This is a genomic window from Bacillus silvicola (assembly GCF_050524305.1).
Lineage (GTDB): Bacteria > Bacillota > Bacilli > Bacillales > Bacillaceae_G > Bacillus_A > Bacillus_A cereus_AT.
This window is the reverse complement of sequence record NZ_JBNGVC010000007.1, coordinates 1-22,413: the sequence shown is the minus strand read 5'-3', so window position 1 is coordinate 22,413 and position 22,413 is coordinate 1. Positions and strand designations below refer to the sequence as shown.

The following is a 22,413-nucleotide window of genomic DNA, read 5'->3' as shown; positions in this document are numbered from 1 at the left end:
TAGAGATATCTTTAAACTTACGGTAAATCTAAACTTAATACGGAAGGAATATCCGGGTTATTTAAACGCAGCAATTCAAAACCTATACCTGAAATTCCAATCATGAATCCTAAGATATTTACATCGCCGTGTTGATCTAAATTCCACTGTCCATTCTTTTCTTTCTGTTTCAATACATGTTTTCCGATTTCTCTTGAGATTTCTATATACTCATTATTTTTTGTTACTTGAGCATAAGTTAAAAGAAAATCAAGATTTCCAAAGTCACCATGGCATAAGGTATTACTAGTACCAAATCCTTTAGTCATAAGTACATTAATACATTTTTGCAAATCACCGTTAATATTAGTATTCTCAATAATTTGGGACATCATTAATCTACTTATGCCTATTCCACCGGCCCCATGACACCAAAATGCTGGCGCGTCAAAACTTTCATTTTCTCTTAAATCTAACCAATTATCTTGATTATCATTTACTTTGCTATTTTCATAATCTAATATTGCCAATATATCATTTAGTAAGTGATTCTGATCCATTTTATAAGCATATTCTAGTAATGGCCAAGCATATCCAGAAGCACCATGTGCTAATCCAGTGAGCAAAGTATTAGTCTTTATTTGGTTAGAAGCCTGATTTAATAATTTTTGAGCTATTAAATCGCAAATAGGTTTTAATTCAGTAAAATTAAACTCCTCATATAGTCGGACTAATACAAGAAGGGAACCACTTAATCCACCTACAAAATCATATGTGGTCTCATGTTCAATTAATAGCGAATCAATTTTATTGATATATTCTCTAGATTGATTAATGAGTTTTTGATCGCCCAAAATTTTCCCTAAATAAGCGTATACGTATGAAAGTGAACTATACCCTGAAAATGCTGAAGTCGATTGTAATTTTGTATGAATTAACTTATTTTCAATATAATTCAATCCAGCAACAGCATATTTTTTATATTTTTCATCGTTAGTTTCTTTTGCTAGTACCCCAAGGAATAGTACTATTCCTAAGCTACCGTTATATAAATCAATGCTTATAGGGGATAATTTAAATTGTTCATTATTATCTAAGTTAAGCCCAAACCACAATGCATCTTTGAAATTATCACCTACAATAGCACGATTCACTATTTCATCGCCTATTTTTTTCGCTTCATTCAGAAATTGATCTTTGTGATATTTTTGGGTATCTAAAAGACCCTTTTCGACCTCTTTATAGCCGTACGGAGTGTATTCTTTTTGTTCGTTTGTAGCAATCGCGCCCAGTGATTGCTTTATAAATTCTACTTGTTGATCATGATCTATGTCACTTAATTTATTTAGCTTTTCTTTTATTACATCTATCGAAGTTTTATCGAAAAAGCCTTTAATTTCAATTTTATCTGAACTAAATAAACTCGTTGAACCAACTTTGAAAGTAAAGTAGGGTATATCAGTTCTTAAAAGGTCTTGTATTTCATACTTTGCAATTCGGCTGAATTTCGGTTGATGGTTAATACCATGCCATAGATAATAAAATAAGCCTTCTCTATCAATTCCATTTTTTAAGTAATTAGGATGAATACTTGCCGATACAAATCTTGCATATGCCTCAGTTGCTCTGAAAACTTGTCTTGCAAAAGTGTTTTTAAATGCGTATAAAGGCCCATTATCTAATGTGAATTCTTGTTTATTATTTAATATTAATTTATACATATCCGTGAACCCATTAATAATTTCTTGAATATAATCACTAGCATTTGTTTTCTTTTGTTTAATGCGTGGGATATTATTGAATTCTTTTAATTTAACTTTTTGTTTAACCATTTTAATTTGATCACTATATACATTATCCAATGCATTTACTGCAGAAGGCTCTACTTCTAGTTCACCACTTATTCCTAAACCGCTTAGATCATAATCAATAAGAGGATCATCACTGAATTTTACAGGCAGCATTAACGATTGAAAAACAGAATCTTTAATGTCTAAGGATAATTTTAAAAAAGCACTTTTATTATCTGTTAGTTCATTATTGAATTCAATTGAATTACTAAATAGTGTTTCTAGGTCTATAAATATAGGATACTCACCATCAGCAATAATATTTTCATGGTGGAAATCTGTAGAATTTAGTATATAAAATAAAGCTATATATCCACCTTGTCTATAATAGAAGTTTTCAACTTCCTGCGAGGTATTACATCCACTCCCTGTAATAAACTCCTGATATCCATATTCATCTCTACTTAATACTGTTAAATTTTTTAATGGTTTTTTAAATCCTTTTTTATTAATCCAAATTAATAATTCATTAAATAGCTCATCTGTTTTTAACGAGCGAGGTTTATATACTAATTTGCCTTTATTATTAAAGTTTAGCATAGCTACAGTTCTTCCATTTTGGTGAGTGTCACCCGCGCCCAAGTCAATTGATGTTAAAGTGCTGAAATCTCCACCAAAAATCTCAACTAGTTGATCTCGATCTTCCGCATAATGATAGACTATCTCAAACATTGCATCTACAGTACTATGCACAGTTTCTACCATTAGTCTTACCATCACAGGATAAGAATTAAATAGGTTCTGGATATACTCCTTATCTTGAAGAAATTCATTAATAAAGCTATCATATCTTTCCTTTTCAGTCTCACCACTTAGTAAATCACCAGTTCTCGCCATATTAATCTCTGTTATTAATACTTTTAATCCAATTTGGCCAATTCTATCAGCTACAGTTAATAGAATACTTTTTGTAATGTTTTCTATATTAATAGAGCACATTTTTTCTTCATGTACACCTTTAAATTTATTTGATATTACTTCCAAACTATAGTTAAAGAATGGAACATAAAATGCGAAAAATGGAATGTTTTCAAATCCATCTAAGTATTCAATATCTTTATTGTAATAGGTATCATTATTTATTAATCTATTGACAATAGCGATCCATTCTAAAGAAGTAGTTAACTCAGGATTCTCTTTGTTTGATAAAACAGTTTTGAAATATTCTAACTCCATATTGTTTTCCTGAATTAGAGTATCAATAGCTGATTCATTTAATCCTGTCTTACTTAACCATTTCTGATATCGCTCTTCATCAAATGTATTTTTTTTATTTTTTCTTTCTAATAAATATGTGCCATGTTGTAACGTCATATAGCATTCTCCTTCAGCGTATTTTTCTAACATGTTTCAGCAATAAAACAAATATCCATTAAAACTTATGCCAATGTACTAATATAAATAAACGAGTAAACTGAAGTGATAGATTCTTTAAGAGTTTATAAATATAACGTTGCTTATCGTATTTATAAAATTTTTTCTAACATCAGGGTAACTCTCTTTTAACTAATCGAATTTCTATATCTATAATGTATGTTTTAATTTATGTTAATAACAATTAGTAAAATTTAATTAAAAAAATTGTGAATTTTTCATGGTTTTTTATGTATTGTTTTACATGTTTGGGTATTTGAGAAAATTTTTACAACATATAAGGTCTTGTAAGTAATCATCGTTTTTAGACAGAGGGCTTTTATCTCAAAAGTTTGAAGGTATAAAAGATGCATTTTTTTAAGCGTGATTATTATTAAATTGGTATAATATAGAAATGCAAGAGGGGGAAAGGGAAAGCCAATAGTATAAAATAATTGTTAAACATTTCAGTTGCATTGAAACAAGTATTGATAAATAAAGTAATTAGTTACAGTTGTATTGTATTAAACTTATTTTTCATATTTGGATTGATATGTATAGGGGAATATACAATATTATTCCCCTGTTTAGCATCAAATAATGTATCTAGTGTGGTAATTCATACATATAATATTACTCAAAAATAATTCAATTAAGTTATTAGAAGAAGGGATTGGAAATATGAATATTGGCGAACGTATTCGACAAATCCGTATACATAAAGAATTTACGCAAGGGGAATTAGTATCAGAAATATGCTCTATAACGTATTTAAGCAGAATTGAAAATGGACAAATCAAACCTTCAGCTTCCTTTTTAGAAAAGGTCGCTGAAAAGTTAGATATTGATTACAATTTTCTTGTAGATGCAGATTATCAGGACATGGAACCTATGCTACTTGGAATATGTAATAAGTATAAAAAAGATAAAATCATAAGTGAAAAAGACTTATCTTCTTTAGAACTGTATGTTCGTGATATAGACTCTATTCTTTTATTATTAAAGGCTTATGGTGTTTTAATATACTATCATTCCCGAAATAATAATTTTTCACATGTAGAACCAATTGTAAATCAGGCTTCGCAAGTCATTCCAAATCAAATAGATTCTCAATACAACGAAGATTTAATATATTATTTAATGGCTCGGGGCCATTATTTTTATAGGAAACAGGACTATATGGCTGCACATGAAATTTATGTAAAGGTAGAGAGTTTACTTGGTCTGGAAGAAACCATACAACACGCTAATATATATTATAATCTGTGTCATGTAAATAAAGAGCTGTATAAAGATAAAAGTATTAGTCGTTTGTATGCACGGAAAGCTTACAAAATATTTTTGAAATTCAATGTAAAAAATAGAGTAATAGATACTTTGTTAATGCTTACGATACTGTATGATTTAGATGCATTATATGACAAAGCCCTCGAATGCTTACAGCAAGCAGAAAGCGGATTGGAAGATAATAATAATTCCATGTATTCACCTATAATCGCGTATAATTACGGGAAAATTTATCAAGGTTTAAAAGACTATACTAATGCTATTAAGTACTATGAAGAATGTTTGCAATTAAGTGAGTTTCTCCAACAAAAACATCAAAAGGTATACACATTACGAAGCTTAATAGAGATTCATATAGAATTTAAGGATTGGAAAACTGTTAATAAATTTATGGATGAAGCATTTGATTTTTTATCAATTTTTGATGTACCTTACGCCCATGTTCAATTATATGGATTGAAGGGGAAGATATCTAAATTAAGAGGAGATGATTATGGATATGAAAAACATTTGCAAAAAGCAATTGAAATGGGTTTAGAAAAGAAACAATATCCTTTAGTAAGTGAACTGGCTCATGAACTAGGGGACTATTTTTTTGATAATCGTGCTTATAAAATGTCGGCAAAATATCTGAAAATGTCAATTGAAAATTCAACGAATTAAAACAAACTAAAAATACATAGATAGAGGGATATTAATTAAGAATTTTGGTAATGATATCCGCAATATCCCCTCTATGTGATTCTATAGTAATAGTAGATATTGGATTAAGGTAATTTACTATAAGGTAAATTACAAATAAAATTGGTTAAATAAGTAACTTATTTTGATAAAAAAAGTGAATTACAAATCGGAAATTTTTACTAATTCCGTTTAACAAAGGACATCCATTAGTATTTAAATTAACAAAGCAACTACTAACGGAGGTTGGAATTATGAAAATCAAAAAAATTTATGTCATTCTTACTACAGCTATTATGTTATCCGGTATTTCTTTATCTGAAAATCTAACTAATACAGATACTACACAAAATGTAGCTGCACAAACTAGTATCGAAGATATTCCAACTTTTTACGGTGATGTGATACCAGATATAGAGTAATTAAGCCCTTGATATTCAAGATATCCTTTAAATACATATCCTTTATAAAACAATACATAGATAATAAACAGGTGGAAAGTAAATTCCACCTGTTTATTTATTATATTAACTTTGTCTGAAACTTAATTAATTAGTTAACTTTATGTTTGACGATAGTAATATTTTTATTTGTACAAGGTTAATTTTTCAGGAGATAAATTACAAATAAAATTGGTTAAATAGGTAACTTATTTTGATAAAAAAAGTGAATTACAAATCGGAAATTTTTACTAATTCCGTTTAACAAAGGACATCCATTAGTATTTAAATTAACAAAGCAACTACTAACGGAGGTTGGAATTATGAAAATCAAAAAAATTTATGTCATTCTTACTACAGCTATTATGTTATCCGGTATTTCTTTATCTGAAAATCTAACTAATACAGATACTACACAAAATGTAGCTGCACAAACTAGTATCGAAGATATTCCAACTTTTTACGGTGATGTGATACCAGATATAGAGTAATTAAGCCCTCGATATTCAAGATATCCTTTAAATACATATCCTTTATAAAACAATACATAGATAATAAACAGGTGGAAAGTAAATTCCACCTGTTTATTTATTATATTAACTTTGTCTGAAACTCAATTAATCAGCTAACTTTATGTTCAACGATAGCCATATTTTTACTTGTACAAGTTTAAATCCTATAGGAACTTTCTAGAATTACAAAACATGTAAAATAATATAGAAAAAAACAACAATAATTTTAGATATTTTTAACTGAATTTTACTAATTGTTATTAACATAAATTAACACGTATATTTTAGGTACAGAAAGTTAGACAGCAAGGAGGTAGTTAATCTGATGCTAGAGACAAAAAATTCTATAGATATGATAAACAATATAAATTATCATTTGGATCTTGGTAGGGAAAATAATCAACATTTACAAGACTTTTCGAATGAACAAGACGTATTGCCATATCATGTTTACAAACAACTATTGAATAAACAAGTATTCCAAAAAGAATCGATTAGTCTAGCTCAACCTTTTATTCATATTGATACCTTAGCACAAATTTTATATGAAGCATTTCACAATCAAACATTTACAGCTTTGGTACCTATTCTATTTGTTTTCCAACCGAATATTGTAACTGGTATCTCTACCCCAGGTGCTTATGCAATAGATTTTCATAATGATTATTTTATTCATTTAAAAGCCATCAATATTCAAGAATTTAAAGCAGGAATAGGTGAAAAAAAAGGGCCCATAGCTATTGGGTATATGATAAACCAAAGTACAAGCATTCATCATTCAAAAGAATTTATGTATCCAAGGTTACAGGACCAAACTACAGAGTGTATGTTAGCCTTACAAAAGCAATTACACATACATGGAGAGTTAGAAGATCAAATTCAGTTATCATTTGATTTCAAGAAAATAATGATGCCTTTAATAGTCTTACAATGGATTAAACAGACAGCTTTATATTAAAGGAATAAAAAAGGTTGGTGATGCTGGAGATAGAAGGAAACATAAATTACCTTCTATAACATCTAAACCTGTCACCAATCTTTGTTAATGAAATTTGAAGTATTATAATATTTATTTTGAGAATATTCAAAAAAGGTGGTTGTTATGTCAAAAAATGAAAAATTAAACAAATTACGAAATCAAGAGTTTGATATAAAAGAATTAATTGGATCAGTAGATGAAAATGAATTAAAAAAAATAGCGGGTGCTGGGGATGTAAATCCAGAAACAACACCAGCGACACCAATACTTACAAATCCTGATTTTACTAAACACCTTTGCCCGACACCAAGTTGTACAGCGAGATGCTTATAATGCTAATCAATAGCTAAAAAAGAGAAGAAGTTAAGTATGTCAAAAAATGAAAAACTAAATAAATTACGAAATCAAGAATTTGATACAAAAGAATTAATTGGATCAGTAGATGAAAATGAATTAAAAAAAGAGAGGATGTTCAATATGTCAAAAAATGAAAAATTAGCTAAATTACGAAATCAAGAGTTTGATACAAAAGAATTAATCGGCTCAATCGATGAAAATGAATTAAAGAAAGTAGCGGGAGCGGGAGATGTAAATCCAGAAACAACGCCAGCAACACCAACAATCGTTGAGGCTACTATTGCAGCTACAGTAAGTATTTGTCCAACAACAAAATGTACAAGCCGTTGTTAATAATAAATTAAAAAAAGAGAGGATGTTCAATATGTCAAAGAATGAAAAATTAGCTAAATTACGAAATCAAGAGTTTGATACAAAAGAATTAATCGGTTCAATTGATGAAAATGAATTAAAGAAAGTAGCGGGGGCGGGAGATGTAAATCCAGAAACAACGCCAGCAACACCAACAATCGTTGAGGCTACTATTGCAGCTACAGTAAGTATTTGTCCAACAACAAAATGTACAAGCCGTTGTTAATAATAAATTAAAAAAAGAGAGGATGTTCAATATGTCAAAGAATGAAAAATTAGCTAAATTACGAAATCAAGAGTTTGATACAAAAGAATTAATCGGTTCAATTGATGAAAATGAATTAAAGAAAGTAGCGGGGGCGGGAGATGTAAATCCAGAAACAACGCCAGCAACACCAACAATCGTTGAGGCTACTATTGCAGCTACAGTAAGTATTTGTCCAACAACAAAATGTACAAGCCGTTGTTAATAATAAATTAAAAAAAGAGAGGATGTTCAATATGTCAAAGAATGAAAAATTAGCTAAATTACGAAATCAAGAGTTTGATACAAAAGAATTAATCGGTTCAATTGATGAAAATGAATTAAAGAAAGTAGCGGGAGCGGGAGATGTAAATCCAGAAACAACGCCAGCAACACCAACAATCGTTGAGGCTACTATTGCAGCTACAGTAAGTATTTGTCCAACAACAAAATGTACAAGCCGTTGTTAATAATAAATTAAAAAAAGAGAGGATGTTCAATATGTCAAAGAATGAAAAATTAGCTAAATTACGAAATCAAGAGTTTGATACAAAAGAATTAATCGGTTCAATTGATGAAAATGAATTAAAGAAAGTAGCGGGAGCGGGAGATGTAAATCCAGAAACAACGCCAGCAACACCAACAATCGTTGAGGCTACTATTGCAGCTACAGTAAGTATTTGTCCAACAACAAAATGTACAAGTCGTTGTTAATTTCTATATAGATAACATAAGTTAACTAAAAAATGTATTTTTATTTAACTTATTATCTATATAAAAGAATAATGAAATTTATAGGAGTGTTAAATATGAGTTCATCGAAAAAAGTAGTAGAAGTATGGAAAAATCCAGTAGAACGTTCTAAAAACGAGGATGCACCAAACCACCCAGCGGGAGAAGTTGATTCTAAAGAAATTCAGTCTCTATTTGGCGCTGGTGAAGGCGATGTAACGCCAGAAGGTCTAAGCAGTTGGTTAGGTAATAATGGTGGATACTGTACGTTAACAAAAGAGTGTATGCCTTCTTGTAACGGTTAAGTAATAATGGTGGATACTGTGCGTTAACAAAAGAATGTATGCCTTCTTGTAATTAATTATCTATATAAAAATATAAAAATAGGAGTGTTAAATATGAGTTCATCAAAAAAAGTAGTAGAAGCATGGAAAAATCCAGTAGAACGTTCTAAAAACGAGGATGCACCAAACCACCCAGCAGGAGAAGTTGATTCTAAAGAAATTCAGTCTCTATTTGGCGCTGGTGAAGGCGATGTAACGCCAGAAGGTCTAAGCAGTTGGTTAGGTAATAATGGTGGGTACTGTACGTTAACAAAAGAGTGTATGCCTTCTTGTAACGGCTAAGTAATAATGGTGGATACTGTACGTTAACAAAAGAATGTATGCCTTCTTGTAATTAATTATCTATATAAAAATATAAAAATAGGAGTGTTAAATATGAGTTCATCAAAAAAAGTAGTAGAAGCATGGAAAAATCCAGTAGAACGTTCTAAAAACGAGGATGCACCAAACCACCCAGCAGGAGAAGTTGATTCTAAAGAAATTCAGTCTCTATTTGGCGCTGGTGAAGGCGATGTAACGCCAGAAGGTCTAAGCAGTTGGTTAGGTAATAATGGTGGGTACTGTACGTTAACAAAAGAGTGTATGCCTTCTTGTAACGGTTAAGTAATAATGGTGGATACTGTGCGTTAACAAAAGAATGTATGCCTTCTTGTAATTAATTATCTTTATAAAATATATAAGAGAAGTAGAGAATCTACTTCTCTTATTAATGAAAGGAGTAGTAAAGTGTCTGTAAAGCATAGTGCATTTATTGATGAAATAAAAACTAATGATCAGATAGTTCCAGATTCTACGGATTACATAAATTATTGGAAAAAAACATTTGAAAACAACGAAAATAAATTTGAAGGGATCTTAAAGGATCTTTCAGGTATTCAGTTATCAACTCTGTCTCAATTAGAACATGATGAATACAGTGTAGATAAAGTAGATGCATTGCTATCATTAACCTTCTCAGAGTTTGACAGTTTCCAAACATATGAAATTCCCCCAACAATCGAAGAGCATTTATCAAAAGCAACTTTTTACAATTTTTTTAAAAAATTTATGAGTTACTCATTTTCTAAAGTTCATAAATCATTGAATACATATTCGTTCTTCGAAGAGTCACAATTATTGGCACCACTAGAATATATGTATAAAAGATTATATGAATTATCCCATAAAACATTAATATTAGAACTTAATATTCAACGCGTTCTTGAAAATTTAAAAGGGGAAACCCCGGAAGAACGTTACAATCATTTTTGTTCTTACATTAGTACAAATGAATTTTTTGTTTATTTTAAGGATACATATCCTGCTTTATATAGAACAATGTTAACTACATTAATCCATTGGTCAAATAATATTATTACTCTTTACTATAATCTTGAACAAGATAAGGTACAAATTCAAGAGACATTTAATATTGATACTCAGACAAATAAACTAATGACCATTACATTAGGGCTTGGTGATGAACATAATGATGGCAAAACGGTTTCATTAATTGAATTTCTTCCTAATATAAAACTTATTTATAAGCCTCGATCAATTGGTGTCGAAGCGGCATTTAATGATCTAACTACTTGGATAAATAATCAAGTTAATGATAAAGCTCAACTGTATTCACCAAAAATCATCGATAAACATTCTTATGGTTGGGTTGAATATATTGAGAATATAGAATGCAAAACGGAGGAGCAACTTAAATCATTTTATTTTAAAATGGGGAGTCTTTTAGGCGTTTTATATAGTTTAAATGCTGTGGACTTTCATTATGAGAATATTATAGCGATGGGTGAGTATCCGGTTCCAATTGACCTTGAATCTTTATTCCACCATGCAAAAATATTAGAAGAAAAGAATGGATCTGCTCATAATAAAGCTCTAAATCTAATTAATAGATCTGTTAGATCCACTGGAATTATTCCATTTCTTGCATTTAATAGCGATAATCCTAACTATAAAGGTCTTGATTTAAGTGGTCTTAGTGATAAAAATGACCAATTATATCCATTAAAGGTACCTTCAGTAGAAGCAAAGAATACAGATGTGATGTACGTAGATGCAAAATATAAATATGTTAAAGTAAATGAATTTGAAAAAAATAAGCCGATTTTTAAAGGTGAAAAAGTTTCATATAAAGATCATGTAGACGTTATAATAGATGGCTTTAAATATATTTATGAATGGATTTTAAATAATAAACAACAGTATAGCAATTATATATCAGATAAATTTAAAAATACGATAGTAAGAATGATTTTAAGACCTACCGCTGTATACGGTGAATTACTAAGAAAAAGTAAACATCCTGATTTTTTACAAAAAGGATATAACCGAGATATTTATTTCCACACTCTGGCATTGGAACCAGAGAACAAACCAAAAGAAATTATTAAATCCGAAAAAACTGATCTACTCAATGATGATATTCCATATTTTTATACAACGGTGAGTAGCAATCATTTATATCATAGAGAGCAAATTTGTATTCAAAACTTTTTTGAGTCATCTCCTTTAGAAGCTGTAATACAGAAGATCGATGACCTTAATATTGTAGATTGCGCACAACAAATTCGAATTATGCGAATGAGCTTTTTAGCACATTCAGCTACATTTGGTGCAAATGAACAAGTTATTGATCCATATCGTAAGATCAATATTCATGCTAATAAATCTAAGGAATTTTTAATTGAGGCACGTCATATAGGGGATTATTTAATTGCTAATGCTATAGAAGGAAATGATCAATCTGATCTTTGCTGGATTAGTACCGTAATATCTGCCTCTAATGAATATAAATGGGATATTTATCCTGTTGATTTAGATTTATATAATGGCTTAAGCGGTATTTCTCTATTCTTTAGTTATTTATATCATTTGACGGGAAGAAATGATTATAAACTAACGGCTGAGAAGTCTATTTATCCTGTAATTAATTCACTCCAAAGATTACCTGAGCAAAGAATGTTTAATATTGGTACTTTTAGTGGCGTTAGTGGCTCAATTTATGCTTTAAATCATATTAATCAATTATCACATACTAAACAATATGAACAACTCATACTCGATTCTATGAAAATGGTTGTTAGTAAATTATCGCAAGATAAAGTATTTGATATTATTGATGGAACTGCGGGGGTAATCGGGGTACTAATAGCTCTTTATAAAGATAGTGGTAATAAGGAATATCTAAAACTTCTCAAACAAGCAAGTGAATACTTAATAAATGCTGCATATCATCATCCTGGAAAAGAGGGACATGTTTCTTGGAAACAAAGAGATGATATTTCATGGATAGGATATTCTCATGGAACGGCGGGTATTATTACTGCTTTGGTAGCAGCTAATCAATATATAAACAATCCTAATATTTTAGAACTAGCAGATAAAGTTTTATCCTATGAAAATAGTTTCTATGATCCAAAGCATAAAAATTGGAAACTTCCTTCTAAAGATAATCATTCTGTTGCTTGGTGTCATGGTGCACCAGGAATCTTATTAAGTAGGCTAATGTTAAAAGAAAGTAATTATGAAAATAGTATACTCGATCAAAATATATATGCGGCTCTAGATACAACTATTGATAAATCGTTTGGTCATAATCGTTCACTATGCCATGGAGATTTTGGAAATTTAGATATTCTTTTGTATGCGGCAAAAGTGTTACAAGATAAAACATCTTACGAACGAGCAAATTCTATTGGTATACAACTTTTAGAGTATTCTAAAACGCATAATTGGAAAAAAGGGGTTAGTACGGGAACTGAATCGTTTGGTTTAATGACAGGCCTTAGTGGGATTGGAGTAGGTCTTTTACAACAATCTGACTATAATTCAATTCCTTCTATTTTAAGGTTAGAAGAGGCTAAATTATAAAAGGAGACGGATACATGAAACAGCTAAAAATTCTTATGACTATACTTTCCGTATTCTTGTTAAGTTTAGTTACACAACCGGTAAAAGCAGAAAAAATAGATACAACGGATAATTATAAATTTATTCTTTTGGATAACGAGATTCAAAAGAATAACAAAGAAAATATTATAAACTTTTTAAAGGAAAATAACGCAATTGAGATTAAATATACTCCAGAAATCCAAATGATTTCATATAAAGAAACTAATAGTAATATTCAATCCGATTTAGATAGTAAAATACGTACTAAGTTTAAAGCATCTATAGAAAATGTTGCTAATAGTGCTAAATTAACTTTACAAGATCCAAAGGTTTTAAATCCAAACGAGCAGTTTGCAAATAATAAGTTGAAATATAGTTTATCTTCGAAACGAACATTGAATTCCATTACTATTAATGAACCTGTCTCGAATGTTTCGCCACCTTGGCAAATTGCCAAGGTAACTGATAATTATAAATCTCACGAGATAACTTTAGGAGAAAAAAATGTAAACATCGCTTTAGTTGATAGCGGCGTAGATTATAACCACCCTGAACTTAAAGATAGTATTAAGTATTTAGAAGGGAAATCCTATGTTCCTAGCGAGCCGGATCTGTTAGATCAAAATGGCCATGGTACTCAGGTTGCAGGAATTATTGCAGCTCATGATAAATTAAAAGGGATTGTTCCCAATATAACTATTACTCCATATAAAGTTATAGGGAAAAAAGATGGTGAATCAGTCTGGACTATACAGGCTATTATTGATGCAGCAAATAACGGAGCAGACGTAATAAACTTAAGTTTAGGAACATATAAGGCTATAAATTTAGAGGATGAGAACGCAATTATAAAGGCGTATGAAAGAGCTATTCAATACGCGAAAGAAAAAAATTCTATTGTAGTTGCCTCAGCAGGTAATGAAGGAATAAGCTTGGATAAACCATTTGAAAAAGTAGATGATGAGAAAGGTGTATTATATAAAATTCATGTACCTGGTGGATTAAGTAATGTATTAACGGTATCAGGAACAGACAAGAACGATGAATTTGTAAATTACTCCAACTTTGGTCCAGAGGTAGACTTTAGTGCACCAAGTGGTTCATATGGAACAATTATTGATAACCAATTCAAATTTGATCCATCCTATTTAATTGGTACTACCTATCCAACTTATTTAGAACCTACTATGTTGGATGTTCAACTAAATACACCGAAAGGCTACACGCTAAACCTAGGGACTAGTTTATCTGCACCATCAGTATCTGGTACATTAGGAGCTATTATCTCAAGGTATTATGAGCTTCATTCTACAAAACCTTCGGCAGATATAACTATCAAGTATTTAAAAGATGGTGCTACCGATTTAGGTGCAACTGGTAAAGATGATCAGTATGGATATGGATTAATTAATAGTTATAAGAGTACAAATAGTGTTAAATAATTTTGTTCTTAATTAACCTGTTTTAATGATACTTTGTAAATTTCACTCACTATTATTTTACTACATGATAATAGTGAGTGAATTACTATTATCATGTAGTAAAAGCGTGTAGTGGAACGACAATTAAATATTAAAAATGACATGTAGATCATAGAAACTGGGTATTAATCTTTGCTTTATATTCTATTTGGAGATTTTAGTAAAAAAATTATTAATAATAAGTAAATATAAGGAAGAAATTTAAACTTGTAATTGATTTAAAATTCTAAATTCAGGTGGTTGATATTATGAACAATCAAGTTTTAAATATTAAAGGTTTGCATAAAAAGTATAAAGACAAACATGTTTTAAAAGGAATTGATTTAACTATTAAAAAGGGAGAAATATTTGGATTATTAGGTCCGAATGGAGCGGGTAAATCTACTTTTTTTAAAATCATACTAGGATTAATAGAAGCAGACGAGGGAACTGTAGAAGTATTAGGAAAGGATATCAAAAAAAATAGAATTGAAATCTTATCTAAAACAGGTTCATTAATTGAAGCTCCGACCTTTTATGATCATTTATCGGGGTACGAAAATTTATTAATTGCTTCTAAATTGAAGAATGTTAATGATAAAGAACATATAAAGGAACTTTTGAATTTATTTAAACTATATGAAGACCGAAACCGTGCCTTTAAAAAATATTCCCTTGGTATGAAACAGCGTTTAGGATTAGCTGCTGCATTCATGAATAACCCTGAATTATTAATATTAGATGAGCCCACTAATGGATTAGATCCACAGGGAGTTTATGAAGTAAAAGAATTTATAAAAAAGGCACCAAGTATATTTAATTCTACTATAATTTTGTCAAGTCATATTCTAAGTGAAGTTGAACAAATGGCCGATCATATCGGGATTATTCATCAAGGAGAAATAAAGTACCAAGGTTTATTATCTTCCCTACAAAATAAACAATCATTAAATATTGTTGAATTTACAGTTAATAATACAGCTCTTACTCAGAAATTACTTGAACAATCTAACTATATATTCCATGTAAATAATAATATCTTTAGTGTTGAATATTATGATGATAAATCACTTAATGATATTCAACAATTACTAGTATCTAATCAGATTTTCATTCAATCTTTCCAAACTAAAAAACAAAATTTAGAGGAAGCATATTTAGATATTGTTGGACAAGGTGCTGTAAGTGTATGAGGAGTGTATTAGCTACTGAGTATATAAAATATAGAAAAAGTCATTTACTGTTTTTGATTATTTTAGGGCCTATTATACTTGGATTGGGTGAATTTATCGGATTAAATTATTATAGTAATTATCATGCTATTAAATTAGAAACGGTATTTGGCATAAATCTACAAATCTTAAAATACATCTTAAACTTTTTTATTGTGTTTATTATAGCGAGTGTAAACAATATTGAATATAAAAATTCTACGTGGGCCAGAACACTATCGTATCCAGTACAGAAATTAAATGTGTATCTAAGTAAGTTTGTGGTTGTTATGATTGCCTTTATTATTACAACCTTAATGCATATGCTTTGTACAGTATTATTAATTCCAGGTTTAGGTATCCCTTTGGATGCGGTTTCAATGCAGCAAGTATTTGTTTTTACGTTATATCCATTTCTTATTAGCGTTCCATTCTGCGCTTTGGCGTTCATTATATCCATTAACGTATCGAATCAATCAGTGATTGTTACGCTAGCCCTATGTTCGTATCTTTTCGGCGATATATTAAGCTCAACTAAGCTTTGGTGGTTCCCTATTTCATATCAAACTTTATATTCTCCAATTAATTATGTGAATAATCTAGAGGTTTTTAATACATTATGGGCGTACGATAAATGGTACATGCTAGCGGGAATTCCTATTACTGCTCTTATTTTAGGAATTGGATATATCATATTTATTAAAACCAATAATAAAAACTAAAAAAGGAGATTTCAAATGATAAATTTAATTTATTCCGACTGGATAAAAATAAGAAAGCATCCACAACAAATTACATTTTTCATCTTAGCACTTTGTCCGATTATATATTCAATGGTTATGTACACTAAATACGTTGTAGGAAAATATAATCACGGTTTGGATAATGCATGGATGGGCGTATGGATGTTTGTATCTTTTTTCTATGTTGGTTTTTTTCTCCCTGTCATTTCAGGGATGATAACAACTTTCTTCTGCCAGTTTGAAAGTAAAACTAATTGGAAAATAATGCATTTATCTCCGATTACTAACTTTAAGATTGTTTTATCTAAATTAGTATCTAGTGTGTTATTATTTTCTGTAGTACACTTAATCGCTTTAATAAGCCTATATGTATCAGGACGATATTTTGATTTTACAGATCCATTTCCTTTATTATTCATGGTTAAAGTATTTTTTATTTCTGTCGCTGCAACACTGCCTCTAATAACAGTGCAACTTTTCTTATTCTTATTTATAAAAACATCTATCACTTTTACATTTCTTAATATAATTCTATCTTTAATCGGGGTATTTATTTTTTCAGAAGCAAAGTGGGGGTTTTTATATATATGGTCTCTACCATTACAGTCTATAGAATTAGTTGATCAAGGTATATTGTCTATTGGTATATTATTAACATCAATAAGCGCATTTACCATTGGTATGATTTTAATTACAGTGCGTTATGTAAAGACATTGAGAAAGACCGTGTAATATGAGAATTGAATCTTGAGAAATCTTAATAGTATCTCATTTTAATAAACAGTAAAAAGAGCCCATCGGTTATGATGGACTCTTTTTACTGTTTATACGCAATTTATTTTTTAATCAAAACAGAACTCCCAGTCACTTAACGCTCTTACGAGATATTCTACATGTTCTATAGGTTCTTTGATACGATTCATGATAATGCATTTATTATTAAACTCCATATCTAGAAGGAATTTAACTCTAAATTTTTTTGTATTAGTAAAATAGGATCAAAAAAATAAGCATTAATTTGCTGTTTTTTTGATCCTATTTTACTAATTGTTATTAACATTAGGAAGCGTTTATATTTTAAGTACCATAAATTATATAGAAAGGAGACTAGTTGATGTTTAAGAAAAAGGTACCATTTATAGAACAAGCCCAACAGACTGAATGTGGTTTTTGTTGTATAGCGATGATTACCGAATATCATAATAGTACCGTATCTTTTCATGACATGTATGAAAGGATTGGTAATGGTAGAGATGGAACGTCACTATTTCATTTAAAGCATCTAGCTGAGGGATTAGGATATGAAGCAAATTGTTTTAAAATTCAAGAATATGATGAATTATATAAAATCCCACTCCCTTGCATTATTTATTGGAAGGAAAAACATTATGTAGTACTAGAGGAAGTAGCTGAACATGGAGTAATAATTGTTGATCCCGCTGTGGGAAGAAATAAGGTAAAAAAGGAAGAGTTCGAAAGGGATTTTTCAAAATATGTTATGACATGCGTACCAGGTGAAAGGTTTGTTAAAAAGAAGCCTAAAAGTTTGTGGTTACCATATATTAACATCTTGAAAGAGAGACCATCCCTATTAATAAATTTAGTCTTACTGTCCTTTGTTTTACAGTTATTCACTTTAGGTATACCCCTTCTAATTCAATATTTAATAGATCATGTTATTTCACCTCAAAATTTTAATTTGTTAAATATCTTTTTAATATCAATAGTATTTGTGGTGGGATTCCAATTTCTATTCAATATAGTTAGAGGTAAGGTTGTAATTGTAATGGAGAACTTTTTAGATAAACAAATGATGAGTAAATTTATTAATCATTTACTTCATTTACCTTATCATTTTTTCCTCCTAAGAAAATTTGGAGATCTTCTATTTAGGGTAAATAGTCTAAGAATAATTCGAGATATGATTGGATCAAACCTTATTAAGGGTATATTAGATGTTGGGTTACTAATTGTAATATTTGTTTTCATGATAATTAAATCACCAATTTTAACGGTATCTGTTTTAGTGTTCACAGTACTTAACGCAGTTTTATTAATTGCTACACGCTCCAAAGTAAAAGAGGTTAGCCAAGAAGAAATTATGGCGAATAGTGAAGTTCAAAGTATTCAAACGGAGACTTTGTATGGAATATTCAATGTTAAAACAGCTGGAATCGAGGATAAAATATTTACTCGATGGAATAAAAATTTTAAAAAGTTGCTAAAAGCTTATAGAAAGAAGCAAAATCTTAATAATTATATTCAATCAGTAAGTGGTTCTATTGGGAATTTAGCTCCCTTATTCACTCTGTGGCTTGGTGCATATTTAATTTTAAACAATCAGTTAACATTAGGAAATCTAGTAGCTTTTCATGCTATTTCCAATCAATTTTTTGGGCTAAGTCAGTCAATTGTCCAAATGTTTAATTCTTTCTTTGTAACTGGTACGTATTTAAGAAGGGTACAAGATGTATTAGACGCACCAAAAGAAGAACAAACTCCGGATATGAAAGAGATAACTAATCTTGAAGGTCGTATACGTTTTGAAGATGTTAGTTATCAATATACAAAATATAGTCCAATGTCTGTTGAAAATATTAATTTAGAAATTAAACCGGGCCAAAAAGTAGCGATTATTGGAGAATCTGGTGCTGGAAAGAGTACCATGTCCCGTCTACTATTGGGATTGCATAATCCGAGTGAAGGAAAAATATATTATGATGATGTGGATTTAAGTAATATCGAAAAATCATCATTGAGACGTCAAATTGGTGTAGTTCCTCAGGACGTTACACTATTTAATAAGACTATTTTTGAAAATATTGCAATTTATGATAAGGATATATCGATAGAAGAAGTTGTTGAAGCTGCTAAGGTAGCACAAATACATGATGACATTATGAAGATGCCTATGCAATATAATACGTTCATATCTGAGATGGGGTTCAATATTTCAGGAGGACAGCGACAACGTATTGCACTTGCGAGAGCTTTAGTTCATAAACCATCCATTTTAGTATTAGATGAAGCAACAAGTTCATTAGATCATCTGAATGAGAAGAAGGTAGATGATTATCTCAATGAAATAAAATGTACAAGGGTTGTAATTGCACATCGACTTACTACAGTAATGAATGCAGACTTAATAATTGTGATGGATAAAGGAACTATTATAGAATCAGGTACTCATAAGGAGTTAATGCTAAAAGCTGGTTATTACTCTTCCTTCTTCAAGGATATAGAACCGAATTACAAGTTACTAGCAAATTAAGCATATATATTTATGAACCTAATAAAAAAGAAAGAGGGATAGATATGAAAGCTCAAACAAAAAAAGACCGTAATATAATCAGATTCGCAACTGGGGGAGTTACCCTTTTAATCTTGGCTTCCTTTATATATAAATGGAATAATGGGTTAAATATTGACATTCCTGAAAGACTCGGTTTAGGGATAGCTCTTGTCGCATTTGTTACTACCTTTATGCCTCAAAGAAAAAAAGATGCTAATTAATTTAAATCGCGCTTGAGATCTATTTCTCAAGTGCGGTTTCCTAAAAAATTATATAGAGGAATCATAAATAATCATTCATACCAATACAAACTATAAATTTAACATTTAGGCTTTAAAAATATAAAAAGTAGCAATTTAAAAGAGAAATATCTTAAATATTTTCTATGTACTTAAATTCAAACTAAAAAATTATAAAAAAGGATGGATATCAAATGTTTAGAAGAAAAAAATCAGATGAAATGCGAAAACAAAAATGGAATACTGGTGGATTGATTAGTGTAGTTGATGAAAATGAATTAAAACAGGTTGTAACTGGCGCGGGTTCAGACGATATCTATATAGAGACAGTTCCAGCAGCTATAGCTGCATTTTTACCAAATCAGATGAACACATATCCTGATCCAATGATCATGCCTAAGTATAGATAACGAAGGACTCAAGATTAAAAAAGAGAACATATTAACACTAAAAGATTTATACTTGAATCTAGGTTGTCATAGGTATAGTTTATTACACTGATCTTATAGCATTTAAAGAAAAGCTATTCGATAGAAAAGGTATTGGGTGTTATCAAGGTACAAAATTATTTTATTAGATACTTATTCTATATTTAGGATGTATATCTGTTGACCTAAAAATAGGAATCTAAAATCCTTAAATATGCTAAATAGAAAAATTAAATTTAGAGAATTAGATGATTTACAACAATATTGGAATTCCTATTTATAGGGGCAGGAGAATCCTGTAATATCTAATTTCCGTTCACTATTTTAGCAGGATCAAATCATGGTGCATATAATAAAACACATATTTGTACGTTGAATTCACATGCCTCTTCTCTTATTTGTCTAGGGGAGGCTACGAAATTTTAATAAGCACAGAAGACAAAATGTCGAAGGCTTCCTATAAAGGATTGTTATGTTTGAAGAATCAGTAATTTCATTTACTAAATTAAATAAACAATGTTATAATGTGGTGTGGAATCCGTTTATTCAGAATTAATGGTTAATTGATATGATATTTAACATTGTTTTAATCGTAAAACAAAGTGTTAATTCTCTTTTATAGAGAATTATATGGCGGCATAGCCAAGTGGTAAGGCCCAGGTCTGCAAAACCTGTATCATCGGTTCAAATCCGATTGTCGCCTTTTATTTTAGTATATCAATATTTTTCATATGGTGGCATGCCAATTAGGAATGGTACAAGGTTAGCATACCCTTTTATGTTGGTTCGAATCCAACTGTCACCTTATATCCCAATACCCTTTGGGAATGGTTGTATATGAAAACTTTTCTTTGTAACTCCCCAGTCATTTATATATTGTACTAATTACTTAAACAATCACACTTCACACTACTACACCTATAAGTCAAACACGATGGATTTATTTCATGGAAAGACTCCAAAAGAATAATTTTTGCAATGGTCATGAATAATGTATGTTATTAAGCATGGTTAAATTTGCCCTATTAAAATTTTGAATCCTTACTAATGCAATTGAATAGGCTTTTACAGCGATAAATGTGTTAACTATAGTATTCGCAATACAATAGTTGAACAAGAATTATGCTAAATTTTACAATTAATTTTCTTAATATTCAGATTTTTTGTTTGTTTAGTTATTATATAAGTTAAGTATTTTAAAGGAGGTGATTTTATGAAGAGTAAAGGAGCATTAATATCTTTCTTGGTTTTTGTTATATTGTTAGGATTTTTACCAATAGAAAAAGCAAGTGCATCTGTATCATCTAATCCATTAAATGAATTAGCAGATCGAATTGACACAAGTAAAAATTATTATATAGTTCCAGCAGATTTACCAACAAGAGGATTAAGTTCTCGCCCGTCTCTTAATTTTTCACCATCTTTAGTAGTTAGTTCATTAGGTAATACAGTAGAAAAACCTAGTGAAGCTCGTATGAAATTGGTTTTTTCTGAAGAAAAAAAGACATACCATATTGGGATGCCTTATCCGATGCCTGGGATAGGACTTGTGGATCAATTTATAGGTAGTAGCTTACACCTTATTTTGGGCGAACAATACGCGGCTGATTGGACAATAACTCCTGTAGAAGGAGGATATATACTGCAAGCGGAAGGTGGATACCTTGATTATAAAGATGGTGAATCACCACTGTATGGTCCTCTTACATTTGCTCGCTTAGGTAAAGAAAAAGTTGTGTGGAAATTAGTACCCGCGTCTTAAAGTTTATATAAGTTTTTAAATATAACTTGTTTAAATGATAATACGTGAATAAGTAATTAATATTAAGCTAGTAGGCTTTTATGTTCTCAAAATGTTTTTATCTCTATAATATTTAAATATGAAAGGACGTGTTTTTGTGAAATTTAAAGGATTATTACTATACTTTCTGGTTTTAGTTACATTGTTAGGATTTTCCCCAATAGAGAAAGCAAGTGCATCTACCCCATCCGATTCGGTAGATGTGGTAGTAGATCGAATTGACACAAGTAAAAATTATTATA

The 22,413-nt window shown here is 30.0% G+C and carries 23 protein-coding genes, 1 tRNA gene and 3 pseudogenes; 26 read left to right on the top strand and 1 reads right to left on the bottom strand.

From position 1 onward, the window contains the following. Positions 1-17 precede the first annotated feature (17 nt). Entirely contained in the window at positions 18-3,143 is a 3,126-nt protein-coding gene (locus ACP6L7_RS10995) for a type 2 lanthipeptide synthetase LanM family protein (RefSeq protein WP_097832125.1), read from the bottom strand. Between the two features lie 720 nt (positions 3,144-3,863). Here ACP6L7_RS10995 and ACP6L7_RS10990 point away from each other — a divergent pair. From ACP6L7_RS10990 to ACP6L7_RS10880, 26 genes and pseudogenes are all read left to right on the top strand, one after another. Next, on the top strand, positions 3,864-5,132 hold the full coding sequence (locus ACP6L7_RS10990; protein ID WP_097832124.1) for a helix-turn-helix domain-containing protein: 1,269 nt from the start codon (positions 3,864-3,866) through the stop codon (positions 5,130-5,132). Positions 5,133-5,404: 272 nt separating this feature from the next. After that, positions 5,405-5,572: a hypothetical protein gene (locus ACP6L7_RS10985; RefSeq protein WP_170961045.1), complete on the top strand. Its 168-nt coding sequence runs from the start codon at positions 5,405-5,407 to the stop codon at positions 5,570-5,572. Positions 5,573-5,913: 341 nt separating this feature from the next. After that, positions 5,914-6,081, top strand: a complete 168-nt coding sequence (locus tag ACP6L7_RS10980; protein WP_170961045.1) for a hypothetical protein — start codon at positions 5,914-5,916, stop codon at positions 6,079-6,081. Positions 6,082-6,427: 346 nt separating this feature from the next. Beyond that, positions 6,428-7,060 (top strand): hypothetical protein, encoded by a 633-nt coding sequence (locus ACP6L7_RS10975; protein WP_097832123.1) that lies wholly within the window; start codon positions 6,428-6,430, stop codon positions 7,058-7,060. A gap of 144 nt (positions 7,061-7,204) precedes the next feature. Continuing rightward, on the top strand, positions 7,205-7,414 hold the full coding sequence (locus ACP6L7_RS10970) for a class II lanthipeptide, LchA2/BrtA2 family (RefSeq protein WP_430529224.1): 210 nt from the start codon (positions 7,205-7,207) through the stop codon (positions 7,412-7,414). 144 nt (positions 7,415-7,558) lie between these two features. Next, the gene (locus ACP6L7_RS10965) at positions 7,559-7,771 is read left to right on the top strand and encodes a class II lanthipeptide, LchA2/BrtA2 family (protein ID WP_000041628.1); all 213 of its coding nucleotides are present in this window, start codon (positions 7,559-7,561) and stop codon (positions 7,769-7,771) included. Positions 7,772-7,802: 31 nt separating this feature from the next. Beyond that, positions 7,803-8,015 (top strand): class II lanthipeptide, LchA2/BrtA2 family, encoded by a 213-nt coding sequence (locus ACP6L7_RS10960; protein WP_000041628.1) that lies wholly within the window; start codon positions 7,803-7,805, stop codon positions 8,013-8,015. A gap of 31 nt (positions 8,016-8,046) precedes the next feature. After that, positions 8,047-8,259 carry a class II lanthipeptide, LchA2/BrtA2 family gene (locus ACP6L7_RS10955; protein WP_000041628.1) on the top strand — a complete coding sequence of 71 codons (213 nt, stop codon included), beginning with the start codon at positions 8,047-8,049 and terminating at the stop codon, positions 8,257-8,259. 31 nt (positions 8,260-8,290) lie between these two features. Next, entirely contained in the window at positions 8,291-8,503 is a 213-nt protein-coding gene (locus tag ACP6L7_RS10950) for a class II lanthipeptide, LchA2/BrtA2 family (protein WP_000041628.1), read from the top strand. A 31-nt stretch (positions 8,504-8,534) separates the two neighbouring features. After that, on the top strand, positions 8,535-8,747 hold the full coding sequence (locus ACP6L7_RS10945) for a class II lanthipeptide, LchA2/BrtA2 family (protein WP_000041628.1): 213 nt from the start codon (positions 8,535-8,537) through the stop codon (positions 8,745-8,747). Positions 8,748-8,842: 95 nt separating this feature from the next. Then, on the top strand, positions 8,843-9,070 hold the full coding sequence (locus tag ACP6L7_RS10940) for a plantaricin C family lantibiotic (protein WP_430529223.1): 228 nt from the start codon (positions 8,843-8,845) through the stop codon (positions 9,068-9,070). A 2-nt stretch (positions 9,071-9,072) separates the two neighbouring features. After that, positions 9,073-9,126 (top strand): annotated as a pseudogene (locus ACP6L7_RS36280) (lichenicidin alpha family lanthipeptide); the annotation flags it as partial. Positions 9,127-9,163: 37 nt separating this feature from the next. After that, positions 9,164-9,391, top strand: a complete 228-nt coding sequence (locus tag ACP6L7_RS10935) for a plantaricin C family lantibiotic (protein WP_097832711.1) — start codon at positions 9,164-9,166, stop codon at positions 9,389-9,391. 2 nt (positions 9,392-9,393) lie between these two features. Continuing rightward, positions 9,394-9,447, top strand: a pseudogene (locus ACP6L7_RS36275) (lichenicidin alpha family lanthipeptide); the annotation flags it as partial. A 37-nt stretch (positions 9,448-9,484) separates the two neighbouring features. Beyond that, positions 9,485-9,712, top strand: a complete 228-nt coding sequence (locus ACP6L7_RS10930) for a plantaricin C family lantibiotic (RefSeq protein ID WP_097832711.1) — start codon at positions 9,485-9,487, stop codon at positions 9,710-9,712. A 2-nt stretch (positions 9,713-9,714) separates the two neighbouring features. Beyond that, positions 9,715-9,768: pseudogene (locus ACP6L7_RS36270) on the top strand (lichenicidin alpha family lanthipeptide); the annotation flags it as partial. A gap of 67 nt (positions 9,769-9,835) precedes the next feature. After that, positions 9,836-12,976 carry a type 2 lanthipeptide synthetase LanM family protein gene (locus ACP6L7_RS10925; protein WP_097832710.1) on the top strand — a complete coding sequence of 1,047 codons (3,141 nt, stop codon included), beginning with the start codon at positions 9,836-9,838 and terminating at the stop codon, positions 12,974-12,976. Between the two features lie 14 nt (positions 12,977-12,990). Continuing rightward, positions 12,991-14,439, top strand: a complete 1,449-nt coding sequence (locus ACP6L7_RS10920) for a S8 family serine peptidase (RefSeq protein ID WP_097832709.1) — start codon at positions 12,991-12,993, stop codon at positions 14,437-14,439. A gap of 287 nt (positions 14,440-14,726) precedes the next feature. Then, positions 14,727-15,650 carry an ABC transporter ATP-binding protein gene (locus tag ACP6L7_RS10915; protein ID WP_001064855.1) on the top strand — a complete coding sequence of 308 codons (924 nt, stop codon included), beginning with the start codon at positions 14,727-14,729 and terminating at the stop codon, positions 15,648-15,650. After that, the gene (locus ACP6L7_RS10910; protein ID WP_097832708.1) at positions 15,647-16,390 is read left to right on the top strand and encodes an ABC transporter permease; all 744 of its coding nucleotides are present in this window, start codon (positions 15,647-15,649) and stop codon (positions 16,388-16,390) included. The genes ACP6L7_RS10915 and ACP6L7_RS10910 overlap by 4 nt, the downstream gene beginning before the upstream one ends. A 15-nt stretch (positions 16,391-16,405) precedes the next feature. Beyond that, entirely contained in the window at positions 16,406-17,143 is a 738-nt protein-coding gene (locus tag ACP6L7_RS10905) for an ABC transporter permease (protein WP_097832707.1), read from the top strand. Positions 17,144-17,525: 382 nt separating this feature from the next. Continuing rightward, positions 17,526-19,682 (top strand): peptidase domain-containing ABC transporter, encoded by a 2,157-nt coding sequence (locus tag ACP6L7_RS10900; RefSeq protein WP_097832706.1) that lies wholly within the window; start codon positions 17,526-17,528, stop codon positions 19,680-19,682. Between the two features lie 44 nt (positions 19,683-19,726). Further along, positions 19,727-19,924 carry a hypothetical protein gene (locus ACP6L7_RS10895; RefSeq protein ID WP_097832705.1) on the top strand — a complete coding sequence of 66 codons (198 nt, stop codon included), beginning with the start codon at positions 19,727-19,729 and terminating at the stop codon, positions 19,922-19,924. 212 nt (positions 19,925-20,136) lie between these two features. Next, entirely contained in the window at positions 20,137-20,352 is a 216-nt protein-coding gene (locus ACP6L7_RS10890) for a hypothetical protein (protein WP_097832704.1), read from the top strand. A 650-nt stretch (positions 20,353-21,002) separates the two neighbouring features. After that, positions 21,003-21,073, top strand: a tRNA-Cys gene (locus ACP6L7_RS10885). A gap of 510 nt (positions 21,074-21,583) precedes the next feature. Next, positions 21,584-22,132 carry a hypothetical protein gene (locus tag ACP6L7_RS10880; RefSeq protein WP_430529222.1) on the top strand — a complete coding sequence of 183 codons (549 nt, stop codon included), beginning with the start codon at positions 21,584-21,586 and terminating at the stop codon, positions 22,130-22,132. Positions 22,133-22,413 lie beyond the last annotated feature (281 nt).

Excerpts from the sequence above, each read along its gene's own strand:
- ACP6L7_RS10930 (WP_097832711.1), top strand. The coding sequence starts at position 9,485 with ATGAGTTCATCAAAAAAAGTAGTAGAAGCATGGAAAAATCCAGTAGAA.
- ACP6L7_RS10890 (WP_097832704.1), top strand. The coding sequence starts at position 20,137 with ATGTTTAGAAGAAAAAAATCAGATGAAATGCGAAAACAAAAATGGAAT.
- ACP6L7_RS10970 (WP_430529224.1), top strand. The coding sequence starts at position 7,205 with ATGTCAAAAAATGAAAAATTAAACAAATTACGAAATCAAGAGTTTGAT.
- ACP6L7_RS10935 (WP_097832711.1), top strand. The coding sequence starts at position 9,164 with ATGAGTTCATCAAAAAAAGTAGTAGAAGCATGGAAAAATCCAGTAGAA.
- ACP6L7_RS10910 (WP_097832708.1), top strand. The coding sequence starts at position 15,647 with ATGAGGAGTGTATTAGCTACTGAGTATATAAAATATAGAAAAAGTCAT.
- ACP6L7_RS10915 (WP_001064855.1), top strand. The coding sequence starts at position 14,727 with ATGAACAATCAAGTTTTAAATATTAAAGGTTTGCATAAAAAGTATAAA.
- ACP6L7_RS10990 (WP_097832124.1), top strand. The coding sequence starts at position 3,864 with ATGAATATTGGCGAACGTATTCGACAAATCCGTATACATAAAGAATTT.
- ACP6L7_RS10895 (WP_097832705.1), top strand. The coding sequence starts at position 19,727 with ATGAAAGCTCAAACAAAAAAAGACCGTAATATAATCAGATTCGCAACT.
- ACP6L7_RS10945 (WP_000041628.1), top strand. The coding sequence starts at position 8,535 with ATGTCAAAGAATGAAAAATTAGCTAAATTACGAAATCAAGAGTTTGAT.
- ACP6L7_RS10900 (WP_097832706.1), top strand. The coding sequence starts at position 17,526 with ATGTTTAAGAAAAAGGTACCATTTATAGAACAAGCCCAACAGACTGAA.
- ACP6L7_RS10880 (WP_430529222.1), top strand. The coding sequence starts at position 21,584 with ATGAAGAGTAAAGGAGCATTAATATCTTTCTTGGTTTTTGTTATATTG.
- ACP6L7_RS10950 (WP_000041628.1), top strand. The coding sequence starts at position 8,291 with ATGTCAAAGAATGAAAAATTAGCTAAATTACGAAATCAAGAGTTTGAT.
- ACP6L7_RS10940 (WP_430529223.1), top strand. The coding sequence starts at position 8,843 with ATGAGTTCATCGAAAAAAGTAGTAGAAGTATGGAAAAATCCAGTAGAA.
- ACP6L7_RS10975 (WP_097832123.1), top strand. The coding sequence starts at position 6,428 with ATGCTAGAGACAAAAAATTCTATAGATATGATAAACAATATAAATTAT.
- ACP6L7_RS10965 (WP_000041628.1), top strand. The coding sequence starts at position 7,559 with ATGTCAAAAAATGAAAAATTAGCTAAATTACGAAATCAAGAGTTTGAT.
- ACP6L7_RS10905 (WP_097832707.1), top strand. The coding sequence starts at position 16,406 with ATGATAAATTTAATTTATTCCGACTGGATAAAAATAAGAAAGCATCCA.
- ACP6L7_RS10960 (WP_000041628.1), top strand. The coding sequence starts at position 7,803 with ATGTCAAAGAATGAAAAATTAGCTAAATTACGAAATCAAGAGTTTGAT.
- ACP6L7_RS10920 (WP_097832709.1), top strand. The coding sequence starts at position 12,991 with ATGAAACAGCTAAAAATTCTTATGACTATACTTTCCGTATTCTTGTTA.
- ACP6L7_RS10955 (WP_000041628.1), top strand. The coding sequence starts at position 8,047 with ATGTCAAAGAATGAAAAATTAGCTAAATTACGAAATCAAGAGTTTGAT.
- ACP6L7_RS10995 (WP_097832125.1), bottom strand. The coding sequence starts at position 3,143 with ATGACGTTACAACATGGCACATATTTATTAGAAAGAAAAAATAAAAAA.
- ACP6L7_RS10985 (WP_170961045.1), top strand. The coding sequence starts at position 5,405 with ATGAAAATCAAAAAAATTTATGTCATTCTTACTACAGCTATTATGTTA.
- ACP6L7_RS10980 (WP_170961045.1), top strand. The coding sequence starts at position 5,914 with ATGAAAATCAAAAAAATTTATGTCATTCTTACTACAGCTATTATGTTA.